At 49.2% G+C, this 13,512-nt stretch carries 9 protein-coding genes; 4 read left to right on the top strand and 5 right to left on the bottom strand.

Annotation, left to right across the window (positions count from 1 at the left end; translation table 11 throughout):
• Positions 1 to 5 precede the first annotated feature (5 nt).
• Complete coding sequence (locus EL633_RS27320; RefSeq protein ID WP_246039270.1) at positions 6 to 2,471, bottom strand: heavy metal translocating P-type ATPase; 2,466 nt, start codon at positions 2,469 to 2,471, stop codon at positions 6 to 8.
• Between the two features lie 697 nt (positions 2,472 to 3,168).
• Between EL633_RS27320 and EL633_RS27315 the strand changes: the two genes are divergently transcribed.
• The 3 genes from EL633_RS27315 to EL633_RS27305 all read left to right on the top strand — a co-directional run bounded on the left by EL633_RS27315 (position 3,169) and on the right by EL633_RS27305 (position 5,403).
• Positions 3,169 to 3,435: a metal-sensitive transcriptional regulator gene (locus tag EL633_RS27315; protein ID WP_126630432.1), complete on the top strand. Its 267-nt coding sequence runs from the start codon at positions 3,169 to 3,171 to the stop codon at positions 3,433 to 3,435.
• Positions 3,436 to 3,486: 51 nt separating this feature from the next.
• Positions 3,487 to 3,750 (top strand): heavy-metal-associated domain-containing protein, encoded by a 264-nt coding sequence (locus tag EL633_RS27310; RefSeq protein ID WP_246039269.1) that lies wholly within the window; start codon positions 3,487 to 3,489, stop codon positions 3,748 to 3,750.
• A gap of 525 nt (positions 3,751 to 4,275) precedes the next feature.
• The gene (locus EL633_RS27305) at positions 4,276 to 5,403 is read left to right on the top strand and encodes a GAF domain-containing protein (RefSeq protein WP_126630431.1); all 1,128 of its coding nucleotides are present in this window, start codon (positions 4,276 to 4,278) and stop codon (positions 5,401 to 5,403) included.
• A gap of 88 nt (positions 5,404 to 5,491) precedes the next feature.
• Here EL633_RS27305 and EL633_RS27300 read toward each other — a convergent pair whose 3' ends face one another.
• The gene (locus EL633_RS27300) at positions 5,492 to 6,967 is read right to left on the bottom strand and encodes an MFS transporter (RefSeq protein ID WP_218027595.1); all 1,476 of its coding nucleotides are present in this window, start codon (positions 6,965 to 6,967) and stop codon (positions 5,492 to 5,494) included.
• Positions 6,968 to 7,408: 441 nt separating this feature from the next.
• On the opposite strand from EL633_RS27300, the gene EL633_RS27295 reads away from it, so the two are divergent.
• Positions 7,409 to 8,968: a DHA2 family efflux MFS transporter permease subunit gene (locus EL633_RS27295; protein ID WP_126630430.1), complete on the top strand. Its 1,560-nt coding sequence runs from the start codon at positions 7,409 to 7,411 to the stop codon at positions 8,966 to 8,968.
• Positions 8,969 to 9,091: 123 nt separating this feature from the next.
• Here the strand turns inward: EL633_RS27295 and EL633_RS27290 are convergent, their stop codons facing one another.
• The 3 genes from EL633_RS27290 to EL633_RS27280 all read right to left on the bottom strand — a co-directional run bounded on the left by EL633_RS27290 (position 9,092) and on the right by EL633_RS27280 (position 13,412).
• Positions 9,092 to 10,465 (bottom strand): cytochrome P450, encoded by a 1,374-nt coding sequence (locus tag EL633_RS27290; protein ID WP_126630429.1) that lies wholly within the window; start codon positions 10,463 to 10,465, stop codon positions 9,092 to 9,094.
• Positions 10,466 to 11,378: 913 nt separating this feature from the next.
• Positions 11,379 to 12,110, bottom strand: coding sequence for an SDR family oxidoreductase (locus tag EL633_RS27285; RefSeq protein ID WP_126630428.1), 732 nt, complete (start codon positions 12,108 to 12,110; stop codon positions 11,379 to 11,381).
• A 69-nt stretch (positions 12,111 to 12,179) separates the two neighbouring features.
• Positions 12,180 to 13,412 (bottom strand): hypothetical protein, encoded by a 1,233-nt coding sequence (locus tag EL633_RS27280; protein ID WP_126630427.1) that lies wholly within the window; start codon positions 13,410 to 13,412, stop codon positions 12,180 to 12,182.
• Positions 13,413 to 13,512: the final 100 nt, after the last annotated feature.

The following is a 13,512-nucleotide window of genomic DNA, read 5'->3' as shown; positions in this document are numbered from 1 at the left end:
ATCTCTTATTGTTGCTTTGAGCGTCCAAACCGGCGTAGTCGCAGGGAATTGCTGACGACCGTGACGGATGAGAGGGCCATAGCGGCGGCCGCGAAGATCGGTGCATTGTCCCTCAGAGAAGGAATCAATGGTGAAAGGATCGCGGTCGGAATCAAGATAACATTGTAGGCGAAGGCCCAGAAGAGATTTTGCTTGATTGTACGCAGCGTGGCACGTGATAATTCCAGCGCAGTGGCGACACTCTGCAAATTGCCTTTGACCAGGGTGATATCGGATGCTTCCATAGCGATATCTGTGCCTGTTCCCATGGCGATGCCGGCATCAGCCTGAACGAGGGCCGGCGCATCGTTGATACCATCACCAGCGAAGGCTACTACTCGTCCCTGCTCCTGCAAACGTTTGACCTGATTGGCTTTATCTTCGGGCAACACTTCGGCCAGAACATGGTCGGCAGGTATACCAACCTGAGCCGCAATCGCCTGAGCTGTTCGTTGATTATCGCCTGTAATCATCCAGACGGCCAGACCTTGCTGCTGCAAATTTTCGATGGCTGCCCGTGAATCATCCTTTACAGTATCGGCGACCGCGATCAAGCCAGCCATAGTGCCATTAATGGCTACCAGCATCACCGTTTTCCCTTGTCCCTCTAATACCTCTAAATGCTCGTTGAGTATATGAGTGTCGATAGCGTTTTCACGCATCAGAACGCGTGTGCCGACTACTACTCTATGTCCTTCTACCTGTGCTACCAGACCACGTCCTACCAGGGCCGTAAAAGCGTCAGGAGTGGCCCCCAGGGAAATATCCTGTGCCCTGGCTCCTGCTATAATCGCTGTTGCCAGGGGATGCTCTGATCCCTGCTCCGCTTCGGCTGTCAGGCGTAGTAGCTCTGTCTGGTCGATGCCCGGCAGTGCCAGCACATTGGTCAGCTCGGGTTTCCCTTTAGTAATCGTGCCAGTTTTATCCAGCAAGATAGCGCTGACCGCTTGAATACGTTCCAGGCTCTCGCCGCCTTTAATCAGGATACCCTGTTCCGCGCCTTTGCCAGTTCCGACCATGATCGCCGTCGGTGTTGCCAGACCCAGCGCACAGGGACACGCCACCACCAGAACCGCTACCGCTGCCACAATGGCAATCATCCAGGGACTACTCATGGCTGTGGAGTCCATTGCACCCATTGCACTGCTCGTAGCACCAACTATACCCAGGCTACCTGTAATCGTCCAGCCGATAAAGGTCAGGACCGCAATGATCAGGACGATAGGGACAAAGATGCTAGAGATCGTGTCAGCCAGGCGTTGAATGGGTGCTTTTGAGCCCTGTGCTTGCTCAACCATGCGAATGATATGTGCCAGCATGGTATCGGTTCCCACTTTTGTGGCCCGCATACGTAACAGTCCACGCTGATTGATGGTTGCGCCGATCAGCGTATCGCCCTCGCTCTTCTCAACCGGCATACTCTCACCGGTGATCATGGCTTCATCAATAGAAGATTGGCCCGTGAGTACCGTTCCATCGACCGGAATCTTTTCTCCCGGGCGTACAATCAGTTCATCCCCGACCTGTACTTGCTCGATCGGCACATCCAGTTCCTGGTTCGCACGTACAACATGGGCGGTGCGCGCCTGTAATCCCATCAGTTTCTGGATCGCCTCGTTGGTCTGGCCTTTTGCGCGCGCCTCCAGATATTTTCCCAGGTAGATGAGTGTAATGATCAAGGCGGCTGTATCATAAAAGGTCGTTGCCCCGATCAGATCTGGAAAGAAGGTTGCCACGATGCTCATCAGGTAGGCGGCCGTTGATCCGAGTGAGATCAGCGTATCCATATTAGCGCTCAGGTGCCGAGCCGTTTTTAGCGCCGTACGATGGAAGTTCCAACCCACGATAGCCCAGACCGGCGTAGTCAGAATGAGCAATAAGATATTCTCACCAGGAAAACGATTCATGAAAAACATATTCAAGATCACAACAGGAAGCGAGAGCACGATGCCCAGGAGCAGCAGGTTACGCTTACGGACCAACTCAGCCTGTCGGCGTGCGCTCTGGGCCTGAGTCGGTGTGAGTTGAGCTGTGTTTGGCTGTTCCGTCTCGCCCGGAACCTCGATGGACTGGATAGGTTGTGGCACTGCCTGTTGTATCTCTAGTGCTGGCCCTTGCTGCTCTACAGGAGGCAGCGGAGGAGCAGTTGGAACTTCAACAGGAATAGCTTTATAGCCGATGGCATCGACTTTTTGTACCATCTTAGCCACATCGGTTTGCGCTGGATCATAGGTGACAGTGCCTCGCTCGGTCGCCAGATTCACGCTGGCATCCAGCACGCCGGGCAACTTCTTGAGTCCTTTCTCGATACGCATCGAACAGGAAGCACACGTCATCCCCTCCAGCATAAACTGAGCATGCTGCTGTATATCTGTAGCGCTGGAAGGCGCATGTTTGTTACTCGCATGATCCTGACTCATATCTATCGTCATGCCACATCCCTCTTCTCTCTTTAAAGCCATATACCCATACCCCCTGGGGGGGGATATGATTACTATAGACCTCCCTTGAAAGTTTGTCAAGTAGATTCAAGCCTCACCCTCGATTGATAACCCTCACTTCACAGGTAATCTTAGCGTGCAGGAGAATATCCGAAGAAATGTGATTCCCTTCTAAACCGCAAAATGCCTCTACTTGCGATTTTAAGGCCATTACACGCCCCTTTGATGAACATAATAGATAATTGTACCATTGAATGATAAAAGACCCAAAAATTGATCGTAGCGGCAGGGCTTGCCCCTGCGACCAGCACCACGTATGAGCAGGTCCAAGCCAGAAACTGTCCACGCTTTGATCTGCCAGCCTTAAGTAAACATGTTTGAGGAACATTTCATACGTGAACCGGTAGTAGGGGCAAGCCCTACCGCTACGCCTGAGATCGCTTTTTTTATCTATCATAATGATTTGAGCTCGACAACTTAAGACATTTAAGACATTTCTGCACATGTCTCTAGTGTCTAAGTTCTTAAATGTCTTAAGTTGTTGAATTCAAAGTATGGCGACATATGGAAAAAGTGACAAGACCAAACCTACCAGACATTCCTGACGATTATTTGCAAAATGATTGGGTGTATGCTATACTTTTTTTACCCCTCCCAGGTGGGTAGGGATAGAGAGGGAGACAGACATATGCAGGCAGATAAACAAGAGGTCCTCAAGCGCTTAAACTATATTGAGGGTCATCTAGGTGGTATAAGGAAGATGATTGAAGAAGATAAGTATTGTGTAGATATTTTGCGACAGACATACGCCGTGCGTAAAGCCATCGAGAAGCTTGAAGGTCTGCTTGTTGAAAGCCACCTGCATACATGTGTCCCTGAGGGCATTGCGGAGGGGCGAGAGGATGAGATCATTAAGGAGCTCGTCCAACTTTACACCTTAGCTGGGAACCGCTAGCTGCAGTTACTGTTCACTTAGTGGTTTCCCCTGATGACATAAAGGAAAGATATGATGACTAAAGATATTACTCTTTCGGTGCCTGATGTGAGTTGTGAGCATTGCGTCAAGGCGATCAATGGTGCCCTGGGTGTGCTTCCTGGAGTAGCCGCCGTTTCAACTGATATTCCAACTAAGAGTGTTCATCTTAGTTATGATCCAGATCAACTCTCGTTGCAACAGATTGAAGAGACGCTTGATGATGTTGGCTATACTGTGTCTCAGGAGCCTGCACCAACTCCAAGAACATCAGGCAAACCACTGAACCTGTTCTAAGCAGGAAGCGAACATCGTTCTTGTCCTTCCCGGATCCCCATCTACAAGATAGGGGTCCGGAATTTTTATGTGCAGAATGATGATCATCTTCTTTGTTGTTCACATCCTGAATGTGTAGCAGACGAACTTCTACCTATGGGCGACGCAACCGGGATGGCATTCCCCTCCTCTAATGCACTTCTTCCATATATTTTCTACTATTATACTGTGCTTCAGTGGTAATGATTGGATCCATATACTTGAGTTTATATATAATAAATTAATAGCTAATTATCACTGCTTTGTGATACAGTAGACGCGATAATAATCTATTTCAATAGAGCGATGAGTTGGCGCTGACTTTGAGCACATGAGGCAGGCGGTGCCTTCTATTTACATTCATCCCCTGATGTGTACAGTAGCTTGTTATGCTGCTTTGTATGATTACAGTGGCATGTAAACAAACAGGCAGTTGATATTCATATAGTCTTTTAATGTTGTATATAGAAATGATGCGATAGCTAGAATTTATTGGGGGAGGGGACGATGAATAAAGAAGATCGAACGATATTCAATATAGAAAAAAACGCGTCGCCTGTATCTACGTTATCTTCATCTAATCATGATCAGACGTCAGTCAAGCAGGCTCGTAAAAAATTGTCAGTTGATGGCGTGACGACGCAGAAGCAGACATGGCGTGATTTTCTGGCGCACATTATCCGTGACGATAAAGTGAAGCAGCAAATTATTGATGCGCTGCATATTTCTCCTATTACTTTGACGCGTTGGATTACTGGTAAATCGGAGCCACGTCTGCATAATTTACGTCAGATGCTGGGTGCATTGCCGCCACAATATCAGGAGCAGATGTCTCACTATTTGCGTGAAGAGAATAAAGCTGGTACGACCCTGATAGGTGAGGAGAGCCATTTAGCGCTGATTATTCCATCTGAGTTTTATCAACAGGTTTTTATTGCGCGTGCCACGACTGGTGAGAATTTGCGTTTCTGGTCGCTAAGCCAGCTCATTATCCAGCAGGCTCTTGGTCAACTGGATCCCGAGCGGCGTGGCATGTCAATCTGGATTGTACGTTGTATGCCGCCATCGGGCCCACAGCACAAAGTGCGGAGCCTGCGTGAAAGCGTGGGCGCTGGCACCTCGCCCTGGAAAAGTAATCTGGAGCAGGATGCCATGTTTCTTGGTGCTGAGTCCCTGGTTGGTAGTGTCGTTACCTCATATCGACCAGCTATTGTGCAGGATCTGGATGAGGAGCACAATCTACTAGCGCTGTCACGGGTAGAGCATGAAAAGAGTATCGTGATTTATCCTATTCTCTATTGCGGTCGTATCGCTGGTGTCTTTATGGTCTCTAGCGCTGAAGCAAACTTTTTTCTTCATGCTGCTCGTGTAGAGCTGATTCATAGCTATGCTGATCTGGCGGCCTTGGCCTTTGATCGCGATCAGTTCTATGAGCCGGAACAGATTATGCTGGAGATTATGCCTGGCTATGTAGAGCAAAAATCCTACTTTACCCATTTTCGCCAGCTGATGACCGAGACCATTCTCGATGCGGTCTATAGCAATAGACGTATTGATAACGCGCAAGCTGATCTGTTTGTCTGGCAAAAACTGGAAGAGCAGTTAGCTGGCAAGAAGATTGAAAACCTTGAATAAAAAAGCAAGGATGGGGGAGGTTACGGGGGCTGTTCTCCCGTAACCTCCCCCATCCTTGCTTTGCTGTTACATGCTGTCTGACAGACTACTAGTTTGCTATGGCTGCTTCATCCTGATCCTGGGTAGTGGAGAGTGGGCTGGCAATCTTTTCAAGTGATTGTCTTTCTGCGTTAATGCCAAAGAAGATCGCTACGATGCCGGCTGCTACCATTAAGACAGCGCCGATGATGTAGCCGTAGAAAACGACAAAGGGATCTTTGGTCTGGATCAGGTAACCAAAGAAGAGAGGCGTTAAGGAACCACCAACCGCGGTACCAATCGCATAGAAGAAGGCAATGGCCAGCGCTCGTGTCTCTAACGGAAACACTTCGCTGACGGTCAGGTACGCGGAACTGGCACCTGAAGAGGCAAAGAAGAAGACGATACACCAGCAAATGGTCATAGTTAAGGCATTCAGAACACCTATCGCGAACAACCAGCCGGAAAGCGCAAACAGCAGTCCTGAACAGATGTAGGTAAAGCTAATCATCTTTTTCCGACCAACCGTGTCAAAGAGGCGTCCCAGCGTCAATGGACCAAGGATATTACCTAGAGCAAAAGGAATCAGGTAGAACGCCACAACATCACTTTTGACATTGAAGAACGTTGTGAAGATCAAGCCATAAGAGAAGGTGATCGCATTATAGAGGAATGCCTGGCCGACCATGAGTGAGAAGCCAAGGAGCGCACGTTTTGGGTATTTCTTGAATAGGGTATGCGCGATCTGGCTAAAGGTTACCGTTCCCTGTGGTTTGATACTCAACGTACCTTCGGGTTCTGGCAACGTATCCAGCTTGTCTTCTGTCATGATTTTTTGTTCAATGCCCTTTACCACCTGATCCGCTTCATCAAAACGACCATGCATCATCAACCAGCGTGGACTCTCAGGTACAAAGCGTCGGATCAGCAGGATTGCAAGTCCCAGTATAGCCCCCAGTGCAAAAGCCAGACGCCAACCCAGATTAATAGGCAGAAGCGCTGGATTGAGCAGGACACCTGTGAGTGCGGCGCCAAAGGCTGTACCTACCCACCAGGTACTATTAATCACAATATCTGTCCAACCGCGTGCCCGAGCAGGAATCAACTCATCCACGGCCGAGTTGATGGCTGAATATTCGCCGCCGATACCTGCGCCAGTAATAAAGCGACAAGCTACAAACCAGTAAAGGTTGAATGAGAAGGCCGTCGCAATTGTGGCGATAAGGTAGAGCGCCAACGTAATCATAAACAACTTCTTACGTCCCAACTTGTCAGTCAGGCGACCAAAGAAGAGCGCTCCTATAACTGCTCCGATTAGATATACCGTACCTGCACTGGTGACTTCAACATCAGTCAAATGCAGGGTTTGTGGATCCTTTAAGGTACTGGCAATAGAGCCAACAATTGTTACCTCTAGCCCATCCAGGATCCAGGTGATGCCTAACGCTATGACCACCAGCCAGTGCCAGCGGCTCCACGGCAGGCGATCCATTCTCGCGGGAATATCAGTTTTTACGGCCTTTGTCGTTTCCATCGTTTTACTCATCGTTCTCATGCTCCATTGCACTGATTATTTGGTTGCAGTGAATAATACCTGTGTGCTTCTCATTTGCTCTATTATCTTTGTTGATAGAGCTAGCAAAGCTGACAGTAATGAATAAAAGAGAAAAATGTGTCTATTTAATCAGCGTTGGAATGTATCCACGTGCTTGTTATACGGAATTCTCCATATTGTAGGTTTCAACTTTTCTCGTATGCTTGACAATTGATGTTGAACAGCATATATTTTTATCGCTTGATAAAAATATCAAGTACAAAGAATGTACCCGTATAACCTGTTCATATACGTCTATACTCGGTGGTCAACCAACAAGTCGATGTATCCATCGAGCTTAAGGTTGATTTTCTCTTTTACTGTCACCAACTGTTGGTGACTAACCTTGTTATAAATTCCTTTTTTGTTTATCAATTGATAAGGAGTAAGTAGATGGAAGCGAATGCAAGTGTTTCGCCAGCATCTCAAAACGCACCAGATGCCAGTTATAAGTGGCGGGTGCTGGCTACGGTTGTAACCGGACTCTTTATGGTGATCCTGGACTCAACCGTTATTAATGTGGCTCTCAAGGCTTTACAGCAGCATTATTCAGTATCAACCAGCGAAGCCCAATGGGTGATCAGCCTGTATACGCTGGCTCTAGGTATTGCCACGCCATTATCTGGTTTTCTCGGTGATCGTTTTGGCATCAAACGTATTTATCTGCTGGGACTTGTGCTGTTCGTCGTTGGTTCAATCCTATGTGGAATTGCCCCATCGCTGTTTTTCTTGATCGCGGCTCGCGCCATTCAAGGCATCGGTGGTGGTATCTCTTTGCCGCTGGGTACCGCTTTACTGTTCCGTGCTTTTCCGCCGCGTGAGCGCGGAGCCGCCTTTGGTATTTTCGGCATCGTGCTGGTCTTTGCTCCCGCGATTGGCCCGTTGCTTGGTGGCTGGCTGGTGGACCAGAATCTGCTCTCCTGGATCTTCTATCTGAATATTCCTATTGGTGCTATCGGTCTAACCATCGGTACCCTGTATCTGCGTGAAGCACCGGGTTCCGCGAGCGTGAAAGCCGATATTCCTGGCATTATTCTTTCCGCCCTTGGCTTTGGCGCCATCCTGTTTGCCGCATCCGCGGCGGGAGAGCAAGGGGTGGGTTGGACCGATCCACGCGTGGTGATTGGATTTGCTGTCGGTGTGGTCGCATTGGCGCTCTTCACGATTATCGAATTACGTACAGCCGATCCACTGCTTGACCTGCGGCTGTTTGGTATTCCCAGCTTTGCCATCGCCAACGTTGCCAGTATGGTTGGTACCATTGCTCTCTTTGGTGCCGAATTTCTCTTGCCGCTCTATCTACAGATCCTGCGTGGTCAGACCGCCTTCCAGGCCGGTTTAATTCTGTTGCCGCTGGCTATTGCCTCTGCTTTCTCAAGCTTTATCGGTGGACGCATTACTGACCGCATTGGACCACGCGTACCCATTGTGGTCGGCTTTATCCTGATCGCGTATAATACCTACCAGCTTGCGCAGATCAAAATTGATACCAGCATTAATTTCATTATCTTCTTGCTGGTCCTGCGTGGTATCGCGGTCGGTTTAATCATCCAGAACAGTCAGGTAGCTGCCCTGCTGGATGTACCGCTGAGTCGTTTGAATCGTGCCACACCATTGGTACAGGCAACGCGCCAGACCATGCAATCGATCGGTGTCGCGATCCTGGCTACCGTCTTAACCAGTGCTATCACCTTGAGCATGCCCAAAAATGTTCAGGCAGGAGCTGATCTCACCAAATTACCCCCTGCTGTACGTGAGGCAGCGCTCAATGGCATTCACCAGTTCCAGGCCCAGTATATTACGGGACTTGAGCATGCCTATCTACTCACCTTTGCTATTGCGGTTGTCGCCACCCTGCTCTCTCTCTTCTTGCCTGGCTGGCCTGGCAAATATCAATCCGCAAGTAAGGCCGCACCAGTTCCACAGGAAAAACCAGTAACCGAAATTGCTTGATTTTTCAACCTGATCAATCAGGTTTGTAGTGTGATAATGCAGAAACGTGTTCGGCTGAGCCGAACACGTTTCTGCATTATCACACTACAATTTTTTACTCTGCGAAGCAGAGCGAGGGCATTGTTAGACTGTGGTTGATACGGGTGAAATGATCGTGTTATTGGTTTCAAGGCGCATTGGCATGCCATATTTAGGACGTAGCGTCACTAAAGGCTGGAAGACAATGCGTGCCCGTGGCTTTAACTGTGGAATATAGTGTTGCAGGATAGTGGCTAGCAGCAGTTTAGTTTCCAGTTGGGCGAACGGCATGCCAATACAGATCCTTGGACCCAGGCCAAAAGGAAAATACGCACCCTGCGGAATCGACGGCGCATTTTGCTTATCCCAGCGTTCCGGTCGGAAGTTTTCTGGATCCCCCCAGATATCCGGCAAATTATGCAGGATCCATTGACTCAAGATGGTAATGGTGCCGGCTGGAATACACTTTCCATCCAGTTCAAAATCTTCGAGTGCCATTCTGGCTTGTCGCCAGGCAGGAGGATAGAAGCGCCAGGATTCATTAATGACGCCCTCTAAATATGGTAGTTTGGGCAGATCATCCAGTGTTGGTACCCGGCCGGCCAGGACCGTCTGGAGTTCTGCGAGAAGTTTGGCCCGTACATGAGGATGTTGGGAGAGCAGATAAAACGTCCATGATAGCGTATTCTGGGCTGTCTCATGTCCTGCCGCGACAAAGGTGAGCACATGATCGTGGATCTGCTTATCCGTCATTGACTCCGGCTCGTTTTGCTGTGCCTGGAGGAGCATTGATAGGACATCGCCTGTATCATCGTTGGTCTTACGCCGTTGCTCAATCAGGCCATAAATAAATGTGTCAATGGTGCGCGATGCTTCATCTAGTTCGCGAGTAGATGCGAATGGGGAACGAATGCGGCTTTTGATAACTGTCCTTGGTGGACCACCGCTGATCACCACGTCAAAGGCATGTCCCAGTTTTTTGGTCTGCTCGATTGAATCCACATTAAAGAGCGTCTTGGTGATAATGCGCAATGTTAAATACTGCATCTCACTGGCCATGTTCACGACTGAGTCAGGCTGCCAGGATGCTATGGTTTCCTGGGCATAGCGGGTCATGATGGTGGCGTAGCTATCGACACGATGCTTATGGAATGCGGGCTGTACCAGCCGGCGTTGTTGACGATGATGATCACCATCAATGGTAAGTAAGCCATCGCCGAGAAAGAGTTTTAAGCCCACATCATTGGCGTTGCCCGGTTTCACAAAATTACGAGGATTTTCGGTCAAAAAATAGCGTATATGTTCTGGTCGAAAGCAGAACAAGAGTGGTTGTTTCCCGATATGGACCGTTGCCATGCGCCCATAACGTTGCTCTAATTCGCGAAAGAAGCGCAACGGCCGATATTGGAAATCCAGCAAACTGCCAATGACAGGAAGTCCCTTTGGACCTGTTGGAAGGGGAGTTGGGGTGGTCACCATGGTCTTCATCTCCAGAAATAAATATAGGGAAAGGATTCTCTTCAATGTAAAAAAATATTCTCTATAGTTCTACGAATAGTGTGTGGCAGATGTTGTAATTGCGGCACCCATACATCTTGCACTGCTGGATTAGACCTTGCGCCCAAGACGTTTCGGTTAGCCCCGTTCCATGGCGTGGCGTCGTGTACGTCGAATGTGTGATAAGCCAGCGTTGCGTACGTCGAGTGGGCGCCACACGCAAGGCCGCACTGCTGAGTTTACGTGAGCCAAGGGGTCAGAAGGGCTCGCAGTGCTGTGGCGCCTACACCAATCATGTTGGATGGTGCCTGATCATGTTGAAACGTGTGTGAGGGAATATTCCATGATCGCCCACCAAGACATTCCAGAGCGATCATGCCTGAAGAAACAAGAGTGGTGTAGGCGCCACAGGCATGCGAGGTCTTTTTTGCACGCATCGTCGTTGATCATGCCGCATGCCGGCCTTGCGTGTGGCGCCACTCGACGTACGCAACGCCGGCTTATCACACGTTCGACGTACGTTCAGCTGGATTCATGCCATCCCCAACATGATCGCCCACAGGCACTTTGACGTCAAGCGAGGAGAGGGCAACCCGCAAGGGGATTGCCCTACAATAGTCATTTCCAGGTGATTTTTCTCTATTTCAAGCATGAAGGTTTATTCAATCTTAAACAACGAAAAAATAAAAAAGATAGATGTAGGGCAATCCCCTTGCGGGTTGCCGTCTCCTCGGTCTACGTTAAGGTTCCTGATCATGACCATAGCTGGGTTTTTAATGTTGCGGCTCTATTCGCTCTTCGAGCGAATAGAGCCGCAACATTAAAAAGGGATTTATGTTGTGCTCAACGTGATCAGGAGTAGTTCACGCCTGGTTTACAAAGTTGGTTGTAAAAATTAATGTGTTTGAAATCCTCCGTCGATGGGGAGGGTGATGCCATGGATCATGTCGGCGTCTGAGCTGAGCAGGTAGGCGACGGCATGGGCGACATCTAATGGTTTGGCGAAGCGTCCGAGTGGGATGCGGGCCTTCATGGGACCACTTTTAGCGGGATCACTCCAGGCCATCATTCCCATTGGTGTCTGGGTGATGGTTGGATTGACAGCATTGACACGTATCTGAAAAGGACCAAGTTCAAGCGCCATGACCCGCGTCAACTGGTCCAACGCGCCCTTGGATGCGCAATAGGCGGTATGTTCGGCTACCGCGAGATGGGAGGATTGTGAGGAAATATTGACGATCGCGCCTCCATAGCCGCGCTGTATCATACCTTGAGCAATAATTTGTGAGATAACCATTGTGGCGCGTACATTGACTGCCATGGTGGCATCAAAATCTTCAACGGTCGTCTTTAGAAAGGATTGTGGGATGGAGATGCCGGCATTATTGACCAGGAGATTGATCTTACCTGCCTGACGTGCCGCGTTCTGGGCTTGTTGCACATCACCTAATTCAGCTGCAATCACCTCACCGTGAATCTCATGTGCCAGCGTCTCCAGATCCTCCCGTGAGCGACTCACGGCCACTACATAAGCTCCCAACTGTGACAACAAGAGTGCAATTTCGCGGCCAATACCCTTACCCGCACCGGTAACCAGGGCTCGCTGGCCATCAAACCGAATGTTCATATGTTGTGTTCCAACTTCCTGTAATTCAAGAAATGATCAAACTTCTCTGTTTGTACGTATCTACTTTGATTAATTTGCGTATGGATGTTGTGGCATCTCACTATTGCCCGGATTAAAGTGTTTGAGGATTACCAGGGGTTCGGTGGCACTGGCATTGGTAATCGTCACACCTTGTTGGGCGGCCGGTAACGAGACAAAAAACTCATCCTCGGTCAACGCGCCAAAGCGAATCAAGGTCGGGGTTGAGACGGCATGTTTGCCAAAGCGGCCGTAGCCCTGCACACAGATCAGACCATACGCTCCGGCATCCCGGATCGTTATTGTTCGTCCCGGTTGCACGGTCAATTCTTTCGCACTGAAAAATTCACTACCATAGACGATCCATTGTTCATGGTAGCCATCGGCATGCATCTCCTCCTCTGGATGGGCTGTGATAGGAGTATGAAAACGCTGCTCTTTAAATTGAGGATCTACATTGGCTTCCCAATCCAATAATGAGAGCAGATAATCATAATCATCCCATTTATCCTCCGGCACATCCTTGACCAGCATCGAGCGATCCAGTACTTGAAAATCCGCGATCAGTGATTGCCACATCGATGAGACATCACTGGCCCGTTGTGGTTCATAGGTACAGAGAGTGCCGGGTGCATGCAGAATGCCCGTTGGGACATTCCAACCGGTCCCAGGAGTCAGGCGATACGCTTTCGAAAGATTGAGGATGCCATTATCCCCTTCATTCCAGCGTTTCAGACAAGCCACCACCTGATCGCGGGTAGTGCCAGGCTCCAGTCCAAAGAAAGTATATGGGAATGTACCAAGGGAAAAATTATACTGCGCGGGAAAATAATAGGCCTCCGGTTTCCCTATCCGTCCGACATCCGCGGCTCGCTCATCACTTTGATGCAAGTGATGTGGCAGTGGGTACATATTGTCAAAAAATTTGCTATACATAACCCAGCCACCATAACGTTCAATTGTGCTGGCACCGAGGATCTCATTGCCCAGCAGATCAAGGGCATCGCGCAATAGCACCTTCTGATTGGCGATTGCGATATAGCTCAGTCCTTCGTCCTCGCTAGTTAAAGGACCATTGTCGGCTTTAATTGTGGATGAGAACCAGCGTTCATCGATGCCACCCCGATGAGCGCCAAAGGCATACAGGTCGCTGCTATGCAAACGTAAGCGCCGACCCGGTACGCAAAAAACGCGTGGTACCCAGGTTGGCAGTAATCGAACAATACCCTCTCCTTCCTCAAACGCCTGTCGCGCCAGTTGCACAGTGTGCTGATCTGTCGTCATAGCCCTGCTCTTTCTATTGATTGTGAGAGACTCTCTCTCCATCCCATATCTTATCTCATCGCAAGCGATTATAAAATAGCATAAAAAAAACAGGATAACC

Origin of the sequence: Dictyobacter alpinus, assembly GCF_003967575.1 — a bacterium.
Classification (GTDB): Bacteria; Chloroflexota; Ktedonobacteria; order Ktedonobacterales; family Ktedonobacteraceae; genus Dictyobacter; species Dictyobacter alpinus.
The sequence above is the reverse complement of the archived record's forward strand: the minus strand, read 5'-3'. Positions and strand labels throughout refer to the sequence as shown.

What these genes read in the sequence shown, in the direction of transcription:
- EL633_RS27320 (WP_246039270.1), bottom strand. Translation starts at nt 2,471, where the DNA reads ATGACGATAGATATGAGTCAGGATCATGCGAGTAACAAACATGCGCCT.
- EL633_RS27315 (WP_126630432.1), top strand. Translation starts at nt 3,169, where the DNA reads ATGCAGGCAGATAAACAAGAGGTCCTCAAGCGCTTAAACTATATTGAG.
- EL633_RS27310 (WP_246039269.1), top strand. Translation starts at nt 3,487, where the DNA reads ATGATGACTAAAGATATTACTCTTTCGGTGCCTGATGTGAGTTGTGAG.
- EL633_RS27305 (WP_126630431.1), top strand. Translation starts at nt 4,276, where the DNA reads ATGAATAAAGAAGATCGAACGATATTCAATATAGAAAAAAACGCGTCG.
- EL633_RS27300 (WP_218027595.1), bottom strand. Translation starts at nt 6,967, where the DNA reads ATGAGTAAAACGATGGAAACGACAAAGGCCGTAAAAACTGATATTCCC.
- EL633_RS27295 (WP_126630430.1), top strand. Translation starts at nt 7,409, where the DNA reads ATGGAAGCGAATGCAAGTGTTTCGCCAGCATCTCAAAACGCACCAGAT.
- EL633_RS27290 (WP_126630429.1), bottom strand. Translation starts at nt 10,465, where the DNA reads ATGGTGACCACCCCAACTCCCCTTCCAACAGGTCCAAAGGGACTTCCT.
- EL633_RS27285 (WP_126630428.1), bottom strand. Translation starts at nt 12,110, where the DNA reads ATGAACATTCGGTTTGATGGCCAGCGAGCCCTGGTTACCGGTGCGGGT.
- EL633_RS27280 (WP_126630427.1), bottom strand. Translation starts at nt 13,412, where the DNA reads ATGACGACAGATCAGCACACTGTGCAACTGGCGCGACAGGCGTTTGAG.